The organism is Phocaeicola coprophilus DSM 18228 = JCM 13818 (assembly GCF_000157915.1).
Classification (GTDB): Bacteria; Bacteroidota; Bacteroidia; order Bacteroidales; family Bacteroidaceae; genus Phocaeicola; species Phocaeicola coprophilus.
The window spans coordinates 156,042-176,172 of record NZ_EQ973631.1 but is presented as its reverse complement, the minus strand read 5'-3'; the positions used below and the strand labels follow the sequence as shown (position 1 = coordinate 176,172).

Here is a 20,131-nt window from a genome sequence, read left to right as displayed (position 1 = left end):
TCCGGATTCCCTCTTTAGCGGCTGGGAAAAAGAAAGGAGACAGACGGCCACTCTTCCGAAAAAGAAATGACTATCTGTCTCCTTGTTTTTCTACAACGGAAAGACTACTTGCTCAATTCACGTGAACGTTCGCCCAGGTAACCGCCATGATGACGCTTACTATATTCCTCAATAGTGAAGCCTGTACGCCGCATGGTCTCAACGACCAGAATGTCTCCGATAACCGTCATCACCGTAGTGGAAGTAGTCGGTGTCATACCCAGCAGGCAAACTTCATCAGGATGACCGGTTGCCAGGCAAATATCTGCTGCCTGTGCCAGCGGACTGTCAGGATTTCCCGTAATGACAATCTTCTTCATATCCGGATTCAGTTTTCGGGCCAGTTCCGTCAATTCTACAATCTCACGGGTCTTTCCCGAATTGGAAATCAGCAGCATCAGATCATTTTCCTGCAGAATTCCCAGGTCACCATGCTGTGCCTCGCTAGGATGCAGGAACACAGCCGGGATGCCGGTTGAACAGAATGTAGTGGCAATGTTCATGGCAATCTGCCCTGCCTTTCCCATGCCGCTGGTCACCAGCTTACCTTTCTTTTCATGTACCTGCTCCACAATCAGAGCCACGGCTTTCTCATACGCATCCGTCACCGGAATGTTCAATACAGCCTGGGCTTCGCGCTTCAGCAATTCATTAATAGATGAAATCATATCAGGTTGTTTTTTAGTGAATATTCATTTCAGCAAGGCAGTCAGTTCCTCAAAGGTATTGGCTACCTGATAAAAGTTGTTCAGCGGACGGTGGGCAAAGTTCGCAGCTTCCAGTCCGCTCAGGAAATCCAGCAGCCCGTTCCAGAATCCTTCCACATTATAGAAGATGACTTGTTTGGAATGATAGCCGATAGTTGCCCCTGCCATCACATGGAACACCTCGTCGAGTGTCCCCACTCCTCCCGGCAAAGCCACCATCACATCCGCTTCCTGAAGCATGATATCCTTACGGTCACTCAGATTTACGGTATGGAACGTCACATCAAGCAGATTGCTCACCCGCCCCCGTTCTTCAAGTTTGTCGGGCACCACGCCCATGATCATAGCCCCCTGCTCCTTGGCTGCACGGGCCACTTCTTCCATCAGTCCGGTGTCCGATCCTCCGTACACCAGCCATTTCCGGTTCTGCCCCATCCAGGCTCCCAGTTCACGCGCTTTTTCCACATAAACCGGAGCAATATGGTCCGAAGCAGAACAAAATATAGCTATCTTATCCATATCTTCACCTCTTCTAAAGCGATTCTGTTTTGCAAATATCTGCATTTTACGTTGAATAGCAATAAGTATTTATGTAATTTTGCCGCCGGAAACCGTTTATCATGCAAAAGATCATGTCATATAGTACTTTTACCTTGCCTAACGGACTTCGTGTCATTCATGCACCCAGCCCGACAAATGTTGCTTACTGCGGTTATACCGTTGATGCCGGCACACGCGATGAACAGCCGCACGAGCAAGGTATGGCCCACTTTGTGGAACACCTTATCTTCAAGGGAACCCATAAGCGGAAGGCCTGGCATATCCTGAACCGCATGGAAAATGTAGGAGGCGATCTGAACGCCTACACCAATAAGGAAGAGACTGTAGTCTACAGTGCTTTTCTGAAAGAACATTTCTCACGCGCAGCAGAATTGCTGACGGACATCGTATTTCACAGCACCTACCCCCAACAGGAAATAGACAAGGAAGTGGAAGTCATCATCGATGAAATCCAAAGCTATGAAGACAGTCCGGCTGAACTGATCTTTGACGACTTTGAAGAACTGATTTTTCCCAACCATCCCCTGGGCAGAAACATTTTGGGAAAGCCAGACCTGCTCCGGAACTTCACCAGCCAGGATGCCCTGAATTTTACAAGAAGATTTTACCGTTCCACCAACATGGTATTCTTTATTCTGGGGGATATTGACTTCCGCAAGGCTTTGCGTACACTGGAGAAAGTCACAGCTGATATTCCCTGTTCGGCTTTCGAAGGCTATCACCGCCAGTCTCCGCTGCCTTATCGTCCGCAGCACCTCACGACACACAAGGATACCCATCAGGCACACGTCATGATCGGGGGCCGCGGCTATCATGCCTACGATGAACGACGTACCGGTCTTTATCTGTTGAACAACATTCTGGGAGGGCCCGGAATGAACAGCCGCCTCAACGTATCCCTGCGCGAACGCCGGGGGCTGGTGTATAATGTAGAATCAAATCTTACCTCCTATACCGACACCGGAACGTTCTGTATCTACTTCGGCTGCGATCCGGAAGACGTCGACTCATGTATCAGTCTGGTGCGGAAAGAGTTGAAACAACTGCGTGACCGTGCACTGACCACCGCCCAGCTTCATGCTGCCAAGAAGCAGATCATCGGGCAAATCGGAGTGGCAAGTGACAATTTTGAGAACAATGCCCTCGACATGGGCAAATGCTTTCTTCACTACGGCAAATACGACAGCCGGGAAGAAGTGTACCGCCGCATCGAAGAACTTACCGCTTCCCAACTGCTGGAGATTGCCAATGAAGTACTGACAGAAGAATACCTGTCCCAATTGATCTATCAGTAATTTTTTCGACTGAATAGTTACGAATATCCATCGGATAAGCATACATTTCCTCTCCATAGTACAAATAGACAAGAAATCCCGTTTCTGCAATATTTATCAATTTGCTACATTTACCCTTAGCGAAAAGAAAAATATTGCCTTTATCATACTCCTTCAAAAGTATGTTTTATAGCTATAAGACAAGATTTTTTACGATTTGACAAAGGCTTAGTTTGACAATTCGCTACTTTTAACGCAAAATCAACAAGCCATGGAAAGAATCTTTTTCACTATGGAGACATTCTCCGGCGTCAGCAGCCTGATACTGGCTCTTTTCCTCCACTTCTCAGAAGTGCCGAAAGGAGAAATGTGCAGGCGCAACAAACACAGCCGGATTTATGTGGAAGCCGCCTACATTCTGGTTGGCCTCGCATCACTGGGCATCGCATTCTCCACGGAAAGTTATCATGAAACCTTGAAAGCTTTCTTTATCCAGAGCCTGGCACCCATACAAACCCTGTTATTCCTCTGGTCTATCACCTATCCTATATATATAGGGCACAAACTGGAAGGGTTCATGTGGCGGCAGTTGATCTATACATTTCTGCTGGCGGCCGCAAATCTGATATACTATTTCGGCCTGGACGGACAGACGGGTACTCTTCTCTACTATGTCCTCATGGCCTGCTATGCCCTCCTGCTGATCCTCTATATACGCGTTTATCTCCGTATCTCCAGACGCTGGACACAGGTACATCCCGAGCGTGCGCCTTATCTGCAAAAGCGCATCCACCCTCTGTGTATCGGCCTGTGCATCATGTTCGGACTGTCTGTTGTTGTAAACATTTACCCATACTTCATCAGCCAGCTTATATTCACAGGAATTTACACAATTTTCTACATAGTTTTTGCCCTGCAGTTCCATAACTATGGCATATACATCGCCAATTATCCCCTGATCGAAGAAAATGAGACACCGGATCAGACTCCGGCCTCACCAACCATAACGCTAACCATAGATAACACAACGGTCATGAAAAAAACCAACGAATTGAACTACGAGAAAATAGAAGAGAAAATTAAAGAATGGACTTCCGGAAAAGGTTATCTCCATTCCGGACTTACCATTCAGGAAATGAGTAAGGAAATAGGTATCAACCGCACATACCTCTCTAATTTCATCAATGATACCTATCAGACAAACTTCAACGGGTGGGTTAACGGCTTAAGAATCGAAGAAGCCAAAGAGCGGATGATCAACAATCCGGACATAAGCCTGGCCGAAGTCGCTGAACAAGTGGGGTTCGCCGATCTTGCCCACTTCAGCAAACAGTTCAAAGCAAAGGAAGGACAGTCCCCTTCTACATGGCGAAAGGAAATCCGGAAGGCCGTTGTATGAATTTCCATCCCCTGTTAACCGGTAAATAAAGGGGGCAAAATGATCAATACCTGATTTTACCCCCTAAGATGTCAGATACTATCCCCTCGTTCTCAGAACTTTGTCGTAATATTGCAGTATGATGATTCACCAAGATCATCTGCATTAATTATTTAAAAATGAAAATTATGAGAACTGAGAGTTTTACCCGCGACCTGATAAATGTACAAAACGACCTGCTGCGCTTTGCCTATAAGTTAACAGCCAACCACGAAGATGCCAACGACCTTCTTCAGGAAACTTCCCTGAAAGCGCTGGACAACGAAGAAAAATATGCAGCAGAAACCAATTTCAAAGGATGGATGTACACCATCATGCGCAACCTTTTTATCAACAATTACCGCAAGGCTGTACGCGACCAGACCTACGTGGACCAGACCGACAACCTGTTCTATCTGAATCAAAGCATCGATCTGGCTGACGAAAGCACTGAAAGCAGCCATGATCTGAAAGAAATCCGCCGGGTAGTAAACGCTCTGCCCAAGGAATACCGCATCCCGTTCGCCATGTATGTTTCCGGATTCAAGTACCGCGAGATTGCTGAAAAACTGGGTCTCCCTCTGGGAACCGTCAAAAGCCGCATTTACTTTACCCGTCAGAAACTCCAGCAGGAACTGAAGGATTTCCGCTGATCCTGCCGTCCTGTTCCGGACTCTCTGCTAACGGTAACTCTTGTTTCACCCCATAAACCGTGCTCATCCCGAGCATGTCTTCCAGTCTTCCCGCCCCGTATGTCTCACCGAGACCTGCCAGGCGGGAAGACTTTTTTCCTTTCCCCCTCAGACAATCCCTTTTCGACCCTCCGGAAACGTGCGGTCGATCCTGCAGAAACGTGCAGTCGTTGCAGCCCAATCGTGCGGTCGTTGCGGGCTAATCGTTATACTCGATGAAGGAGAATCGTCCAGTCGATTTTTCCGGTCAGTCCAGAAAGTACTTTTGCATCATTCAAACCATTTATTTCAATCAAAAAAAGCCCTTCGGGATTTTAAAAAAACGCTTCGACGTTTTACAACATTGAATTCGGGCTTTTAAGGTAAATGACGAAACGTTTTTCAGACCTCTCTATAAATATATGGAACAACAGACTGAGTGCAGCAAGCTGGTGAAATAAGTCACTGCAAATTTGGGGAAACGCCCTGTCGGAAGAACAAAATAAATTCACTATCTTTGCGCCATTGAACGGATTATCATAAAACTACATACACGCATGAAAATTGAAGATAAACTGACGGCGTCCGTAATCAACGGCGTGAAAGAGTTGTACGGGCAGGAAGTTCCCGCCAAGATGGTACAGCTGCAAAAGACTAAAAAGGAATTTGAAGGCCACCTGACTCTCGTGGTTTTCCCGTTCCTGAAGATGTCGAAGAAGGGTCCTGAACAGACAGCACAGGAAATCGGTGAATACCTGAAACAGCATGAACCGGCCATTGCCAGCTATAACGTCATCAAGGGATTCCTGAACCTGACTATTGCTTCCGACGTGTGGGTGGAACTGCTGAACCGTATCCACGCCGATGCAGAATGGGGCATCCGCAAAGCCGATGAGAATGCGCCGCTGGTCATGATTGAATATTCTTCACCGAATACCAACAAACCGTTGCATCTGGGACACGTGCGCAACAACCTGCTGGGTAACGCACTGGCAAACATCATGGCGGCAAACGGCAACAAGGTAGTGAAGACCAACATCGTAAACGACCGTGGTATTCACATCTGCAAGTCCATGCTGGCCTGGCTGAAATACGGTAACGGTGAAACTCCGGAGTCATCAGGCAAGAAAGGTGACCACCTGATCGGAGACTATTACGTAGCTTTCGACAAACATTACAAGGCAGAAGTCAAGGAACTGATGGCTAAGTTCCAGGCAGAAGGAATGAACGAAGAAGAAGCAAAGGCCAAGGCTGAAGCTGAATCTCCGCTGATGCTGGAAGCCCGGGAAATGCTCCGCAAATGGGAAGCCAACGATCCGGAAGTACGCAGCCTGTGGAAAATGATGAACGACTGGGTATATGCCGGATTTGACGAGACCTACAAAATGATGGGTGTCAGCTTCGACAAGATATACTACGAATCACAAACTTATCTGGAAGGTAAGGAAAAGGTAATGGAAGGCCTCGAAAAAGGTTTCTTCTTCCGCAAAGAAGATGGTTCCGTATGGGCTGACCTGACCGCTGAAGGTCTGGATCACAAGCTGCTGCTCCGTGCTGACGGTACTTCCGTATACATGACTCAGGATATCGGTACAGCCAAGCTGCGTTTCCAGGATTATCCGATCAACAAGATGATTTACGTAGTAGGTAACGAACAGAACTATCACTTCCAGGTTCTGTCTATCCTGCTTGACAAACTGGGATTCGAATGGGGTAAAGATCTGGTTCACTTCTCTTACGGAATGGTGGAACTGCCGGAAGGTAAGATGAAGAGCCGTGAAGGTACCGTGGTAGATGCTGACGACCTGATGGAAGCAATGATCGAAACGGCCAAGGAAACCAGCAACGAACTGGGTAAACTGGATGGTCTGACCAAGGAAGAGGCTGATGACATTGCACGTATCGTAGGTCTGGGTGCTCTGAAATATTTCATCCTGAAAGTAGATGCCCGCAAGAATATGACCTTCAACCCGAAAGAATCCATCGACTTCAACGGTAATACGGGTCCTTTCATTCAATATACTTATGCACGTATCCAGTCTATTCTCCGCAAGGCTGCAGAAGCTGGAATTACAGTACCTGCCGTTATCCCAGCCGGCATCGAGCTGAGCACGAAGGAAGAAGGACTGATCCAGATGCTGGCAGACTTCGGCAATGTAGTGAAACAGGCTGGTACGGACTACAACCCGTCAATCCTGGCTAACTATGCATACGATCTGGTGAAAGAATACAATCAGTTCTATCACGACTTCAGCATCCTGCGCGAAGAGAACGAAGCTCTCAAGGTATTCCGTCTGGCACTGAGTCAGAACGTGGGCAAGGTTGTGAAGCTGGCTATGGGCTTGCTGGGTATTGAAGTTCCGGAAAGAATGTAATGCCGAAGCAAAAGTTTTACGTGGTCTGGAAAGGGGTCGCGCCAGGTATCTACACTTCATGGACGGAATGTCAACTGCAAATCAAGAATTATAAAGGGGCCCTTTATAAATCATTTGACACCCGTGAGGAAGCAGAACAGGCGCTGGTCTCAGCCGCTCACAAGTATGTGGGAGCCGGTAAAGAGAAAGTGAAAACGGCCGTAGCACTGCCGGAAGGATTCGATCTGAACTGCCTGGCCGTAGATGCAGCATGCAGCGGAAACCCGGGACCGATGGAATATCGGGGAGTATATCTCCTGACGGGTGAAGAGATCTTTCACTTCGGACCTGTGTATGGAACCAATAATATCGGTGAATTCCTGGCCATTGTACACGGACTGGCATTGCTCAAACAGAAGAACCTGCACATGCCTATTTATTCGGACAGCCGCAATGCGCTGAACTGGGTAAAACAGAAAAAATGCAAAACAAAGCTGGAACGGAATGATCGTACAGAGGAACTTTTCAGGCTGATTGAACGGGCTGAGAAGTGGCTGCACGAAAATGGATGCCCGACTCCATTACTTAAATGGGAAACAGAAAAATGGGGAGAGGTACCGGCTGACTTTGGAAGAAAATAAACATAACGGCTGCTACTGACGGAGAAATTCCGGACATGAGCAGCCGTTTATAATTAACTGGATGATAAAGCAACTGACATTATGAAGAAAAGAATAGCTTACCTGATTGCTTTTTTCGCAATGGTACTGGGGTGTTTTCTTATACAGAAACCATTGTTCATGCTGTATAACGACGCAGTGGAAAAAGGTGTTTCTCCAGCAGATTTCGGACGGGTGATCTTACACGGATTCACACTTGATGCCACTACTGCCGGGTATCTGACGGTAATCCCATGGCTTGTAGTCCTGATCAGTATCTGGTTCAGACAATTCCCGTTGCGGAAGATTCTGACAGGCTATTATGTGCTGATCAGCTTTCTGGTCATGCTGATCTTCATTGTAGACATGGCTTTATATCCGTTCTGGGGATTTAAGCTGGATGCTTCCATCTTCCTGTATATGGATTCACCGAAAAATGCACTGGCAAGCGTTTCTACGGGATTCATTATCTTACGCATCTTTATCATGCTGCTTTTATCAGCTCTGATGATGGCCGGTTTATACAAACTGACTCCTCAAAGACTAGCTGGTACTAGCCGTCGGGTGACGGGAAGTGCCGGCATGATTCTACTTGGCGGACTGTTGTTTGTCGTCATCCGGGGAGGTGTGACGGAATCAACAGCCAATATCGGACAGGTATATTTCTGTAATAATGAATTCCTGAATCATTCAGCCGTAAATCCGGCCTTCAGCCTACTGGCTTCCGCCGGAAAGACTGAGAATTATGCGTCAGAATTCGATTTCTTCGACGAGGAGAAGCGTAAAGAGTTGTTTGAAGGACTTTATCCGACAGAAGGAGAAAATGCGGTAGAACTGCTCAATACACGCCGCCCAAACATTCTGATCATTCTGGTGGAAGGTTATGGAGGGGTGTTCATTGAATCGCTTGGAGGAGTACCAGGGGTAAGTCCGAACTGGGAACGCCTGTCGAAGGAAGGAGTGTTCTTCACCAACTGTTATGCCAACAGCTTCCGTACGGACAGAGGAACCATCTGTACGTTTAGCGGTTATCAGGGCTTCCCTACTCTTTCTGTCATGAAAATACCGGCAAAAAGCCGTACACTTCCTTCCATTGCAGGCAAACTGGTGAAGGAAGGATATGTTACAGACTTCCTGTACGGAGGGGATATCAACTTTACAAACATGAAAAGTTATCTGCTCGGAAGCGGATACCAGAAACTTACCGCAGATGTGGATTTCAGTCTGAAAGAACGGCAAAATCCGTGGGGAGTGAACGATGATATCACTTTTGAATACTTGTATAATGAAATCAAGAAACGGCCTCTCTCACAACGATGGCACACAGCTTTCCTGACTCTGAGCAGCCATGAGCCTTTTGAGGTACCTTATCACCGGCTGGAAGAAAAGATTCCCAATGCTTTCGCCTTTACAGACGAATGTCTCGGGAAGTTTATCGATAAATTAAAACAGTTGCCACAATGGAAAGACTTGCTGGTTATTTGTCTACCGGATCACGGTTTCCATTATCCGATCAACGAGCCGAACAACACGCCGCGTATTCATCATATTCCTATGCTCTGGCTGGGAGGTGCAATTAAGCAGCCGGCTGTTGTTGACAAACTGATGAATCAGACAGATATGGCTGCTACCCTGCTGGGACAGCTGGGCATCAATCACCGGGAATTTAACTTCAGCAGAAATGTATTGGGGAAAGAATATACTTATCCTTTTGCCTATTACACCTATAACAACGGCTTTGCTTTCCGTGACAGTACGGGAGTAACACAGGTGGACAACAATTCAGGAAAAACACTGGTGGATGAACCTGCCCCCAGCCTGCGCCGTATGGAACTCGGTAAGGCGATCCTGCAAAGTTCATACGACGATCTGGGAGAAAGACAATAGAGTCAGATTACTCTATAAACTTGATTTTCTGGGCATCACGCGGCTTGGCTGCCGGACTTTCATCCGGATAGCCGAATGCTATACAATACAAGAGCTGGTAACCTTCAGGAAAATCCAGCTTTTTCAGGTAATCAGTTGCTTCAGGTTGCGTGTTCATAAAACGGACAGGACTTCCCAGGCAACAGGAACCTACTCCCATAGACCAGGCTGAAAGAATCATGTTCTCACCCAACAGTCCACAATCAATCTGAGACATGTCATAGGAAGTGTCATGGGCAATGAATACAACTGTAGGGGCATTGCGGAACATATTCTTGAAATTCGGATCTTTTGCTGCCTGAGGATTGGCCTTTTTATAGATTTCCGTCAGGCCATTGATATAATCAGGATTATCCACTACCCGAATAGCCCATGATTGCTTGTTCTGTCCGTTAGGAGCATTAATGCCACAATTCAGAATCGTCTGCATTGTATCACGATTAACCGGCTGTGGTTTGTATTTACGCACACTACGGCGCTCCATTATGGTCTTAATCACCGCATCAGACTGAGTCATTCCTTCGGTAACAGCTACATTCTCCTGCTGTGAAGCGGGAGAGGTACATCCTGCTGCGAGGCAAAGGCATAAACAGCCTGCCATCGTCTTCAATTGTTTCATAGTTTATTGTTATTAGATAAATATTACTCTAACTCCTGACTCTCAATCATTCCTTTCTCGAAACCTTCTTCCAGACTATCCAATGCAACTCCAGCTTTTTGCATCTGCTCCATAATACTCTTTCCACTGTTCTTAAAAACAGTAGCAGCATACTGCCCTTGCAATTTAGCCATCTCTTCCAATTCCTCCTTGGTCAAATCTTCGTAGGAATTAATTTTATCCAGCAATTTCTGGAAACGTTCGTTAGCTTCTTTCCACTGGTCGAGAGTATAATCCTTCCCTTCCTCCTGAATCTTTTCCACAAAGTCCTTTAAATCGTCCATACGGCCTTTTTGAGAATGGCAGGAGGAGAAACACATGATTGCCACTGCAAACAATGGAAATAAAATATACATTTTCATAAGCGTTTATAATTAGTATGGTAAAGTCTCTATCTACAAAGGTAACAGGATTAGGAAAAGGAACAAAAAAAGGAGCCCCGAAAATCGGGACTCCTTCTAATTATTTAGTCTTATGTAATTCTTATAATTACAATTTCGGACCAGCAGCAACCAAAGCTTTACCTGCTTCGTTTCCAGTGAACTTAGAGAAGTTCTTGATGAAACGACCAGCCAAATCCTTAGCTTTTTCTTCCCACTGACAAGCACATTCGTAAGTGTCACGCGGATCCAGGATCTTCGGATCAACACCCGGCAATTCAGTCGGAACGACGAAGTCAAAGTAAGGAATAGTCTTAGTAGGAGCTTTTTCGATTGAACCATCCAGGATAGCATCGATAATACCACGAGTATCACGGATAGAAATACGCTTACCGGTACCGTTCCAACCAGTGTTAACCAAGTATGCCTTAGCACCAGTCATCTTCATCTTCTTAACCAGTTCTTCTGCATATTTAGTAGGATGCAAGCTCAAGAAAGCAGCACCGAAGCAAGCAGAGAATGTCGGAGTCGGTTCAGTGATACCACGTTCTGTACCAGCCAACTTAGCAGTAAATCCTGACAGGAAGTAGTACTGAGCCTGTTCTTCGTTCAAGATAGATACAGGAGGCAATACACCGAATGCATCAGCAGACAAGAAGATAACCTGCTTAGCGTGAGGACCTTTAGAAACCGGTTTAACGATGTTGTTGATGTGATAGATAGGATAAGAAACACGAGTGTTTTCTGTTACGCTCTTATCAGCGAAGTTGATCTTACCTTCAGCATCAACAGTAACGTTTTCCAACAAAGCGTCACGTTTGATAGCGTTGTAGATATCCGGTTCTGATTCTTTATCCAGGTTGATAACCTTAGCATAGCAACCACCTTCGTAGTTGAATACACCTTCGTTATCCCATCCGTGTTCGTCATCACCGATCAACTTACGTTTCGGGTCAGTAGACAAAGTTGTCTTACCTGTACCAGACAAACCGAAGAAGATAGCTGATTCAGTTTCGTCCATGTTAGTGTTAGCAGAGCAGTGCATAGAAGCGATACCACGCAACGGGTTGAAGTAGTTCATCATAGAGAACATACCTTTCTTCATTTCACCACCGTACCAAGTGTTCAGGATAACCTGTTCCTTAGTAGTCAAGTTGAATACAACTGCAGTTTCTGAGTTCAGACCCAGTTCTTTGTAGTTTTCAACTTTAGCCTTAGAAGCGTTGTAAACAACGAAGTCAGGTTCGAATGATTCCAATTCTTCTTTAGAAGGACGGATGAACATGTTAGTTACGAAGTGAGCCTGCCATGCAACTTCCATGATGAAACGAACTTTCAAACGAGTAGCTTCGTTAGCACCGCAATAACCGTCAACAACGAACAATTTCTTGTTTGACAATTCTTTTGCAGCCAAGTCTTTCAATACATTCCAAGTTTCTGTAGTTACAGGCTTGTTATCGTTTTTATATTCTTCAGAAGTCCACCATACAGTGTTTTCACTTGTAGCGTCTTTTACCAAGAATTTATCTTTAGGAGAACGACCAGTGTAGATACCAGTCATTACGTTTACTGCACCCAGTTCAGTTTCCTGACCTTTTTCGAAGCCTTCCAAACCAGCTTTTGTTTCTTCTGCGAACAAAACTTCGTAAGAAGGATTGTGTACGATTTCTACGGTTCCAGTGATACCGTACTTAGTAAGATCTAAATTTGCCATTGTTCAAATGATTAATTTGGTTATTTATATCAAATGTTTAATTCCTAAATTCTTAATAACCATCAAAAGAATGTTTTTCAACATCCCCTTGTTTTAGGCGCTACAAAAATAGTGGTTTTCTTTGAATCCAAGAATTTATTAGAGAAAAAAATCCGTAATCATGAAAAGATTTATACTTGTGTAACAAATATGCAATTCAGACATTACAACTACATTCCATGAGAGCTGAAATACAGAGTCAATCCTTCATTTCCAGCCTTCCTGCCAAGCTTTATCAGGCAAAAACAAAAGTTATCCAGGAGTTCAGAAAAATCAAAGATATAGAACTGAAAGAAATTTCAAACAAGATATTTACGTATAAATCTCATTACATTTATATGCATCTTTTAAACAGAAACACTCTTATAGACTTGGAGCCTACAAAATATTATTCATACCTTTGCAAGGATAAACTTATTTTGAACAATCAAACCCCTTGATCATTTATGAAGATTGTCACTTTCAATCAGGCAAACTCAATCCTGAATCAGTATCTGGCAGAAGTACGTAACATCAACATACAGGGAGACAGCCTGAGGTTTCGAAGAAATATTGAACGCATCGGTGAAATCATGGCTTATGAGATCAGCCGGGATCTCCCTTATCATCCAATAGAAATTCAAACCCCTCTAGCAAAGACTTGTGAAAACGTACCGGCGGTACAACCGGTACTGGCTACCATCCTTCGTGCGGGTCTGCCTTTGCACCAGGGTTTCCTGAACTACTTTGATCATGCGGAAAATGCTTTCGTTTCAGCTTATCGTAAATACATTGACATTGAACATTTCGACATTCACATTGAATACATTGCTTCTCCACGCCTTGACAATAAGATTCTGATCATTACAGATCCGATGCTGGCAACCGGAGGTTCTATGGAACTGGCATATAAAGCCTTACTTACAAAAGGTGAACCTTCACATATACACATCGTTTCTGTACTGGCCAGCCAACAAGCTATTGAGTATTTACAAAAGACATTACCTGATGCCAAAACCACCATTTGGTGTGGCGCCATAGATCCAGAGTTAAATGAACATTCATACATTGTGCCTGGATTAGGAGATGCAGGAGATTTATGTTTCGGAGAGAAAGAATAGTTTATTTATCTGATTCTATAAAAAAATTGGCGTATGAAGGATTGTCAACCCAATCCGACATACGCCAATTCTATTTTGATATTATTTCACTTCCCAGGTATCATTTGTTGCCAGCAGTTCTGCAAAATTATGATAAGGTTTCTTAGCTGAAATTTCTTCTATCTGAGCTTCTACCGACTCATCATACGTAGGAGCTTCCACATCACGTATCACTCCCAAAGCAATCGGGAAATCAGGCCCTTCCATCAGAGCCAGTTTCAATTGTAGAGTATGATCTTCACAATGTGCATCATGCACTAGAATATCTTTTTCTGAAATACCATTCTCACCCAGTTTCACGACTTTCAGGCCGAATCCTTCCTGCATCAGACCAAATTCCTTGTTAGGTCCAAACAACATCGGTTTACCATGCTCCAGATAAATGGCATTACGTTCACGGTCTTCCTTCTTGGCTACGGCGTTATGTGTTCCATCATTAAAAATCACACAATTCTGCAAGACCTCTACAACGGAAGTTCCTTTATGACGTGCTGCCGCTTTCAGAACTTCTACAGAAGGGCCACCATCTACAGCTGCACAACGGGCAAAGAAACGGCCTCTCGCTCCAAAACAAAGTTCGGCAGGCCGGAACGGATCTTCCACAGTTCCATAAGGTGAAGACTTACTCACAAAACCACGAGCAGAGGTCGGTGAATATTGTCCTTTTGTCAAACCGTAAATCCGATTATTCAACAAAACAATATTAATATCTACATTGCGGCGAATCGCATGAATAAAATGGTTTCCACCGATAGCCAGTCCGTCTCCATCCCCAGAAATTTGCCAGATCGTAAGTTGAGGATTAGCAACTTTCGCACCAGTTGCAATAGCTGCTGCACGCCCATGAATGGTATGCATCCCATACGTATTCATATAATAGGGCAAACGTGAAGAACATCCGATTCCTGAAATAACTGCTATTTCATGAGGCGGAACACCCAATTCAGCCAAAGCTTTATGAAAAGAGTTCAAAAAGGCATGATCGCCACATCCCGGGCACCAGCGAGGTTGACCAGCCTTATAATCTGCTGCTGTATATTTTGTTTCATCCATGGCTTATTCCTCCAATATTTTTGTGAACGCATCAACCAATTCTTGTACAACAAAAGGCTGACCCTTTACTTGATTAAACTGATACAAATGAATTCCTTCGATTTTCATGCGCAAATAACCGGCCAGTTGTCCCATATTCTGTTCGGCAACCACAATCTTCGGATAGCGGCGCAATACTGCCTCTGTATTACGGGGCAACGGATTGATAAAGCGGAAATGAGCCAAGGCAGCTTTTTTGCCTTGCTTTCTCAATGTATCCATCGCAGAGTGCAAATGTCCATAAGTCCCGCCAAAACCCACAATCAATAAGTCTGCATCCAAATCACCTTCGACCTGCAAATCCGGAAGCGAATCTGCAATACGCGCAACTTTCTCTGCACGAAGCTGTACCATCCGGTGATGATTTTCGGGATCTGTAGAAATGGCTCCTGTTTCATTGCTCTTTTCCAAACCGCCAATACGATGCATAAAACCTTCAGTTCCTGGAATAGCCCAGTACCGTACGCCAGTCTTCGGGTCACGCTGGAACGGAGTCCATGTACCAGCCATCTCCGGTTTTACATAAGGCGGACAAATCGAAGGATATTCGTTTAAGTCCGGTAAATGCCATGCAGCTGAACCATTGGCAATATAAGCATCGGTCAATAAAACAACCGGAGTCATATGCTCCAAGGCTATTTTACATGCCATAAAAGCCGCGTCAAAACAATCTGTTGGCGATGAAGCTGCAATAACCGGCATGGGACTTTCTCCGTTACGTCCATAAAGAACCTGAAGTAAATCAGTCTGCTCGGATTTTGTCGGTAATCCCGTAGAAGGTCCTCCTCGTTGCACATCCACAATTACCAAAGGCAATTCCGTAATCACTGCCAGATTCATCGCTTCACTTTTCAGACAGATACCCGGTCCTGAAGTCGTTGTAACTGCCAAAGCTCCGGCAAAAGCAGCACCTACGGCAGAAGCGCATCCAGCGATTTCATCTTCACACTGAACAGTCTTTACTCCTAATGACTTATGTTTGGCCAGCTCATGAAGAATATCTGTTGCCGGGGTAATGGGATAAGAGCCCAAATAAAGTTCCAGACCAGCCTTCTCCGCAGCAGCAATCAAGCCATATGCAGTAGCCTTATTGCCATTTATATCCATATACAGGCCTTTCTTCTTCTGTTCCTTACTTGGAACAGTATAGCTAATGGATACGGAAGCATGCGTATTCTCACCAAAATGATAACCGTCATACAAGACTTTCACATTTGCCTCTGCAATTTCCGGTTTCTTCGCAAACTTTTCTCTCAAGATTTTCTCACCTACATGGATATCCCGATGGAACAACCAGCAAACAAGCCCCAGTGCAAACATATTTTTGGTTCGCATAATCGTCTTATTATCCAAACCACTATCCTTCAGGCTTTCCTTACACATGGTCGTTATGGCTGCCTCCACCACTTCATTCTTGATTCCTAATTCAGAGAATGGATTTTCAAGAACAAATTGGGCTTTCTCCAAATCACGCTTGGTAAACGAATCTGTATCGATAATAATAACAGACTGGGGGTTACAAAATTTATACTGTGTTTTCAAGGCGGCAGGGTTCATAGCAACCAGCACATCACATTTATCACCCGGAGTATACACCTTGCCCGAGCCTATATGAACCTGGAAGCCTGAAACTCCGGTTAATGTTCCTTGCGGGGCACGAATATCAGCCGGATAATCCGGAAAAGTACTGATGTCGTTTCCTTCAGTAGCCGAAATATTGGAAAACATATTACCAGCCAACTGCATTCCATCACCTGAGTCGCCTGAAAAGCGGACTACAACATCGTCCAGCTCTTTGACAATCATATCTTCTGCCATAACGTATTATTTAAAGTTCACAAAATCAATGGTTGCAAAAATGGCGAAGTTACTTGAGAAAAGCAAGATAAATCAAAAAATATTTAGCAAGGAGAAGGATAATAAAGTTTTTTATCAAAGAACACATGGGGAAATCAAGAAAAAGCCGTACTTTTGCAAAAGTTGCCCTTGTAGTTCAACGGATAGAATAGAAGTTTCCTAAACTTTAGATAGGGGTTCGATTCCCCTCGGGGGTACAATTTCCCGCCCAATTAGAAATAAAAAAGGGGCTTATCCTGTATTTCACAGGCCTCGCCCCAATTAAAAAATGAAGAATTTTATTCTTTATTTGATAACTCCTAACTCTTTACCAACTTTGATGAAGGCTGCAATTGCTTTGTCCAGGTGTTCACGTTCATGACCGGCAGACAGCTGTACGCGGATACGAGCCTGTCCTTTCGGAACAACCGGATAATAGAATCCTGTTACATAAATACCTTCTTCCTGCATCTTGGCTGCAAAATCCTGAGACAATTTCGCATCATACAGCATCACTGCACAGATAGCACTCTGAGTCGGTTTGATATCAAATCCGGCAGCCAACATCTTATCACGGAAATAAGTTACATTATCCATCAATTTGTCATGCAATGCATTGCTTTCTTTCAGCATCTTGAACATTTCCAAGCTAGCACCGACAATAGCAGGAGCAACTGAGTTAGAGAACAGATACGGACGAGAACGCTGACGCAACATGTCGATAATTTCCTTTCTACCGGTAGTAAATCCACCCATAGCACCTCCGAAAGCCTTGCCCAGAGTTCCTGTAAAGATATCTACACGTCCATATACATTATATTGTTCTGCAACACCATGACCAGTAGGACCAACAACACCTGCAGAGTGAGATTCATCTACCATAACCAATGCATCATATTTCTCTGCCAGTTCACAGATCTTATCCATCGGAGCTACATTTCCATCCATTGAGAAGACACCATCGGTAGCAATGATACGATGACGCTGAGCCTGAGCTTCCTGCAAGCAACGTTCCAAATCAGCCATATCTGCATTAGCGTAACGGTAACGTTTTGCCTTACACAGACGAACACCATCAATGATAGAAGCATGATTCAGAGAGTCAGAAATGATAGCATCTTCATCTGTAAACAATGGTTCAAACAAGCCACCGTTAGCATCAAAGCAAGCAGCATACAAAATTGTATCTTCTGTCTTGAAATAATCAGAAATAGCAGCTTCCAATTGTTTGTGCAAATCCTGAGTTCCACAAATGAAACGAACAGAAGACATTCCATAACCATGAGAATCCATAGCAGCTTTAGCAGCTTCAATCAGACGCTTGTTGTCTGACAAGCCCAAATAGTTGTTGGCACAGAAGTTCAGTACACCTTCTCCTGCATTTACTTGAATATCCGCACGCTGAGGTGTTGTAATGATACGTTCTTTTTTATACAAGCCGGCAGCTTCAATGTTTGCCAGTTCCTGAGACAAGAAATCTTTAAATTTTCCGTACATAAGATTTATATTTTAAGGTTAAGGCACAAAGTTCACATTTTTTCTTGAATCTGTGTATGAATAATCTGTCTTTTTTTGAAAAAAATTTTATTTTATAGCTATCTTTGCATCGGTATCAAACTTAAAAACTAGATTATGAAAAATGTATTGATCATCGGTTCGACCGGACAGATCGGTTCAGAGCTGACAATGAAACTGAGAAAACTGTATAACGGTAACATCGTAGCCGGTTATATTCCCGGAGCAGAACCTAAAGGAGAACTGAAGGAATCCGGTCCGTCGGCTATCGTTGATATTACCAACGAACAGCAGATTGCTGAAACTGTATCAAAATATAAAATTGATACGATCTACAATCTCGCCGCTTTGCTTTCAGCCGTAGCTGAAGCAAAACCTCAGCTTGCATGGAAGATCGGTATGGGTGGTTTGTTCAACGTTCTTGAAGTAGCACGTACCATGAATTGTGCCGTGTTTACTCCGAGCTCAATCGGCGTATTTGGAAACAATACTCCGAAAGACAAGACTCCTCAGGACACTATCCGTAACCCACGTACCATGTATGGAGTAACTAAGGTTTCCGGTGAATTGCTGAGCGATTATTACAACATCCGTTTCGGTGTCGACACTCGTTCTGTTCGTTTCCCTGGACTGATTTCGTACGTAACTCCTCCGGGTGGCGGTACAACCGACTACGCCGTAGATATTTATTATTCAGCTGCTAAAGGGGAAAAATTTGAATGTCCGATCGCAGCAGGTACATACATGGACATGATGTACATGCCGGATGCATTGCGTGCTGCTATCGAAATCATGGAAGCTGATCCGAGCAAATTCGTTCATCGTAACTCGTTCAACATCGCTTCTATGAGCTTTGATCCGGAAATCATCTACAACAAGATCAAGGAATATGTTCCTGATTTCCAAATGGAATACAAAGTTGATCCTTTGCGCCAGGCTATTGCTGATTCTTGGCCTAATTCACTGGATGATACTTGCGCCCGTGAAGAATGGGGATGGAAACCGGAATACGATTTGGATTCAATGACTAAAGATATGTTGGCTAAGCTGACAGAACGCTTCCAGAAGAAGTAATCCAGTCTTCCTGACAAACAAAAAAGAAGGTGTATCAAAAATGTATGTCCATATACAGATTGATACACCTTCTTCATTTTATGAAAGAAGCTGAACTATCTTTATTATAAAGCGGCCTCTTTTCCTATATCAATCAGGGTTCCCTATATACTGCAAAAAAAGGTTACTAAAAAAGGAACGCTGAAATCTACAACAAAACCGTGAAAGATCGATACAACAACAAACTCCTGTCCTGCTGTCTGCAAAATCACAGGAAGCGTCGTATCCATTGTTGTAGCTCCACCTGCAGAAATAGAAGCCAAGCGCCCAAACCAACGGACTAATAATGGAGCAGCCAATAATGTCAATATTTCTCTGCTGATATTGGCCAACAAAGCTACTGTACCCAATTCCCCACCCCTATATTCCGTAATAAAGATACTGGACAAAGAATAGTAACCAAAACCGGAGCCTACCGCCAAACAGTCAGTCAGACTACGATGACTCAGAAAAATACTGACTACAGCTGTTCCTGCCAGAGTTCCCAAAATGGTCATGAGCGGCAGAAACATCAATCGGGGATTCAGACTCCGGAAACTCTTCAACGTCTGTGAATCATTCCCGACACTGATTCCTACACTAAACATCAACAGGCACAAAGCGTAAAAACTAATCTTACTCCCCCAATGCCCGGGAAGCCATCCCCACAAGCCGCAACATACTCCGATCACAAAAAAAGCAACAATTACCAGACTGCCTTTAAGAGCATGCAATATATTCCCCGAGGCCACAGAGGATTCATGTACTGTTTCCGTTGTCTTTTTCCATCCTGTCAGGATATTCCATAACAAAGAAGCAGCCAGCACGCTTCCCAATGTTCCTCCCAGAGTAAGAACAAGCGCTTCGATTCCAATCGTATGCAATCCGCGAAGTATGGCATCATTATCCCCTACTTCCACTCCAAGCAGGAAAAGCAATAACCAGATAAACACAGGTATAATCTGTTGCAGAAATTTCAAACAATGCTTACGCGTCACCCAACCAATCAAAACGCCTGTAAGCATAAGTCCAATAACAACGAACATTTCAAAAATATG

17 protein-coding genes, 1 tRNA gene and 1 pseudogene are annotated in these 20,131 nt (G+C 44.4%); 9 read left to right on the top strand and 10 right to left on the bottom strand.

What is annotated here, in order from left to right; genetic code table 11:
* Positions 1-104 precede the first annotated feature (104 nt).
* Both BACCOPRO_RS01150 and BACCOPRO_RS01145 read right to left on the bottom strand, forming a co-directional pair.
* Positions 105-707, bottom strand: coding sequence for an SIS domain-containing protein (locus BACCOPRO_RS01150; RefSeq protein ID WP_008140119.1), 603 nt, complete (start codon positions 705-707; stop codon positions 105-107).
* Between the two features lie 24 nt (positions 708-731).
* The gene (locus BACCOPRO_RS01145; protein WP_040311042.1) at positions 732-1,265 is read right to left on the bottom strand and encodes an LOG family protein; all 534 of its coding nucleotides are present in this window, start codon (positions 1,263-1,265) and stop codon (positions 732-734) included.
* 113 nt (positions 1,266-1,378) lie between these two features.
* Here BACCOPRO_RS01145 and BACCOPRO_RS01140 point away from each other — a divergent pair, with 113 nt between their 5' ends.
* The 6 genes from BACCOPRO_RS01140 (at position 1,379) to BACCOPRO_RS01115 (ending at position 9,569) form a co-directional block, all read left to right on the top strand.
* A complete protein-coding gene (locus BACCOPRO_RS01140; protein ID WP_040311029.1) occupies positions 1,379-2,602 on the top strand; it encodes a M16 family metallopeptidase in 1,224 nt (407 codons plus the stop codon).
* Positions 2,603-2,852: 250 nt separating this feature from the next.
* Positions 2,853-3,980 (top strand): helix-turn-helix domain-containing protein, encoded by a 1,128-nt coding sequence (locus BACCOPRO_RS18425; protein ID WP_008140112.1) that lies wholly within the window; start codon positions 2,853-2,855, stop codon positions 3,978-3,980.
* 167 nt (positions 3,981-4,147) lie between these two features.
* Positions 4,148-4,651, top strand: a complete 504-nt coding sequence (locus BACCOPRO_RS01130; protein ID WP_040311028.1) for an RNA polymerase sigma factor — start codon at positions 4,148-4,150, stop codon at positions 4,649-4,651.
* Positions 4,652-5,226: 575 nt separating this feature from the next.
* On the top strand, positions 5,227-7,044 hold the full coding sequence (argS, locus tag BACCOPRO_RS01125) for an arginine--tRNA ligase (protein WP_008140106.1): 1,818 nt from the start codon (positions 5,227-5,229) through the stop codon (positions 7,042-7,044).
* Positions 7,044-7,664: a ribonuclease H1 domain-containing protein gene (locus tag BACCOPRO_RS01120; protein ID WP_008140103.1), complete on the top strand. Its 621-nt coding sequence runs from the start codon at positions 7,044-7,046 to the stop codon at positions 7,662-7,664. The genes argS and BACCOPRO_RS01120 overlap by 1 nt, the downstream gene beginning before the upstream one ends.
* A gap of 81 nt (positions 7,665-7,745) precedes the next feature.
* Positions 7,746-9,569 carry an LTA synthase family protein gene (locus BACCOPRO_RS01115; protein ID WP_008140101.1) on the top strand — a complete coding sequence of 608 codons (1,824 nt, stop codon included), beginning with the start codon at positions 7,746-7,748 and terminating at the stop codon, positions 9,567-9,569.
* Between the two features lie 7 nt (positions 9,570-9,576).
* Here BACCOPRO_RS01115 and BACCOPRO_RS01110 read toward each other — a convergent pair whose 3' ends face one another.
* The 3 genes from BACCOPRO_RS01110 to pckA all read right to left on the bottom strand — a co-directional run bounded on the left by BACCOPRO_RS01110 (position 9,577) and on the right by pckA (position 12,360).
* Positions 9,577-10,227, bottom strand: coding sequence for a nitroreductase family protein (locus BACCOPRO_RS01110; protein ID WP_008140100.1), 651 nt, complete (start codon positions 10,225-10,227; stop codon positions 9,577-9,579).
* A gap of 23 nt (positions 10,228-10,250) precedes the next feature.
* A complete protein-coding gene (locus BACCOPRO_RS01105) occupies positions 10,251-10,550 on the bottom strand; it encodes a DUF6565 domain-containing protein (RefSeq protein ID WP_246497752.1) in 300 nt (99 codons plus the stop codon).
* 205 nt (positions 10,551-10,755) lie between these two features.
* Positions 10,756-12,360, bottom strand: a complete 1,605-nt coding sequence (gene pckA / locus BACCOPRO_RS01100) for a phosphoenolpyruvate carboxykinase (ATP) (RefSeq protein ID WP_008140096.1) — start codon at positions 12,358-12,360, stop codon at positions 10,756-10,758.
* Between the two features lie 485 nt (positions 12,361-12,845).
* Between pckA and upp the strand changes: the two genes are divergently transcribed.
* Positions 12,846-13,499 (top strand): uracil phosphoribosyltransferase, encoded by a 654-nt coding sequence (gene upp / locus BACCOPRO_RS01090; protein WP_008140094.1) that lies wholly within the window; start codon positions 12,846-12,848, stop codon positions 13,497-13,499.
* 81 nt (positions 13,500-13,580) lie between these two features.
* Here the strand turns inward: upp and BACCOPRO_RS01085 are convergent, their stop codons facing one another.
* Together BACCOPRO_RS01085 and BACCOPRO_RS01080 are read right to left on the bottom strand one after the other, a co-directional pair.
* On the bottom strand, positions 13,581-14,591 hold the full coding sequence (locus BACCOPRO_RS01085) for a 2-oxoacid:ferredoxin oxidoreductase subunit beta (RefSeq protein ID WP_008140093.1): 1,011 nt from the start codon (positions 14,589-14,591) through the stop codon (positions 13,581-13,583).
* Between the two features lie 3 nt (positions 14,592-14,594).
* Complete coding sequence (locus BACCOPRO_RS01080) at positions 14,595-16,448, bottom strand: 2-oxoacid:acceptor oxidoreductase subunit alpha (RefSeq protein WP_008140092.1); 1,854 nt, start codon at positions 16,446-16,448, stop codon at positions 14,595-14,597.
* A 164-nt stretch (positions 16,449-16,612) separates the two neighbouring features.
* Between BACCOPRO_RS01080 and BACCOPRO_RS01075 the strand changes: the two genes are divergently transcribed.
* Positions 16,613-16,684, top strand: a tRNA-Arg gene (locus BACCOPRO_RS01075).
* A gap of 88 nt (positions 16,685-16,772) precedes the next feature.
* On the opposite strand, the gene kbl is transcribed toward BACCOPRO_RS01075, so the two are convergent.
* A complete protein-coding gene (gene kbl / locus BACCOPRO_RS01070) occupies positions 16,773-17,963 on the bottom strand; it encodes a glycine C-acetyltransferase (RefSeq protein ID WP_008140091.1) in 1,191 nt (396 codons plus the stop codon).
* Between the two features lie 135 nt (positions 17,964-18,098).
* Between kbl and BACCOPRO_RS01065 the strand changes: the two genes are divergently transcribed.
* Positions 18,099-19,055: an NAD-dependent epimerase/dehydratase family protein gene (locus BACCOPRO_RS01065; protein WP_008140090.1), complete on the top strand. Its 957-nt coding sequence runs from the start codon at positions 18,099-18,101 to the stop codon at positions 19,053-19,055.
* Between the two features lie 143 nt (positions 19,056-19,198).
* Here the strand turns inward: BACCOPRO_RS01065 and BACCOPRO_RS01060 are convergent, their stop codons facing one another.
* Positions 19,199-19,807: a LysO family transporter gene (locus BACCOPRO_RS01060; protein ID WP_040311040.1), complete on the bottom strand. Its 609-nt coding sequence runs from the start codon at positions 19,805-19,807 to the stop codon at positions 19,199-19,201.
* Positions 19,808-19,861: 54 nt separating this feature from the next.
* A pseudogene (locus BACCOPRO_RS18420) lies at positions 19,862-20,098 on the bottom strand (LysO family transporter); the annotation flags it as partial.
* Between the last annotated feature and the right edge of the window lie 33 nt (positions 20,099-20,131).

What these genes read in the sequence shown, in the direction of transcription:
- BACCOPRO_RS01150 (WP_008140119.1), bottom strand. Translation starts at nt 707, where the DNA reads ATGATTTCATCTATTAATGAATTGCTGAAGCGCGAAGCCCAGGCTGTA.
- BACCOPRO_RS01145 (WP_040311042.1), bottom strand. Translation starts at nt 1,265, where the DNA reads ATGGATAAGATAGCTATATTTTGTTCTGCTTCGGACCATATTGCTCCG.
- BACCOPRO_RS01140 (WP_040311029.1), top strand. Translation starts at nt 1,379, where the DNA reads ATGTCATATAGTACTTTTACCTTGCCTAACGGACTTCGTGTCATTCAT.
- BACCOPRO_RS18425 (WP_008140112.1), top strand. Translation starts at nt 2,853, where the DNA reads ATGGAAAGAATCTTTTTCACTATGGAGACATTCTCCGGCGTCAGCAGC.
- BACCOPRO_RS01130 (WP_040311028.1), top strand. Translation starts at nt 4,148, where the DNA reads ATGAGAACTGAGAGTTTTACCCGCGACCTGATAAATGTACAAAACGAC.
- argS (WP_008140106.1), top strand. Translation starts at nt 5,227, where the DNA reads ATGAAAATTGAAGATAAACTGACGGCGTCCGTAATCAACGGCGTGAAA.
- BACCOPRO_RS01120 (WP_008140103.1), top strand. Translation starts at nt 7,044, where the DNA reads ATGCCGAAGCAAAAGTTTTACGTGGTCTGGAAAGGGGTCGCGCCAGGT.
- BACCOPRO_RS01115 (WP_008140101.1), top strand. Translation starts at nt 7,746, where the DNA reads ATGAAGAAAAGAATAGCTTACCTGATTGCTTTTTTCGCAATGGTACTG.
- BACCOPRO_RS01110 (WP_008140100.1), bottom strand. Translation starts at nt 10,227, where the DNA reads ATGAAACAATTGAAGACGATGGCAGGCTGTTTATGCCTTTGCCTCGCA.
- BACCOPRO_RS01105 (WP_246497752.1), bottom strand. Translation starts at nt 10,550, where the DNA reads ATGGACGATTTAAAGGACTTTGTGGAAAAGATTCAGGAGGAAGGGAAG.
- pckA (WP_008140096.1), bottom strand. Translation starts at nt 12,360, where the DNA reads ATGGCAAATTTAGATCTTACTAAGTACGGTATCACTGGAACCGTAGAA.
- upp (WP_008140094.1), top strand. Translation starts at nt 12,846, where the DNA reads ATGAAGATTGTCACTTTCAATCAGGCAAACTCAATCCTGAATCAGTAT.
- BACCOPRO_RS01085 (WP_008140093.1), bottom strand. Translation starts at nt 14,591, where the DNA reads ATGGATGAAACAAAATATACAGCAGCAGATTATAAGGCTGGTCAACCT.
- BACCOPRO_RS01080 (WP_008140092.1), bottom strand. Translation starts at nt 16,448, where the DNA reads ATGGCAGAAGATATGATTGTCAAAGAGCTGGACGATGTTGTAGTCCGC.
- kbl (WP_008140091.1), bottom strand. Translation starts at nt 17,963, where the DNA reads ATGTACGGAAAATTTAAAGATTTCTTGTCTCAGGAACTGGCAAACATT.
- BACCOPRO_RS01065 (WP_008140090.1), top strand. Translation starts at nt 18,099, where the DNA reads ATGAAAAATGTATTGATCATCGGTTCGACCGGACAGATCGGTTCAGAG.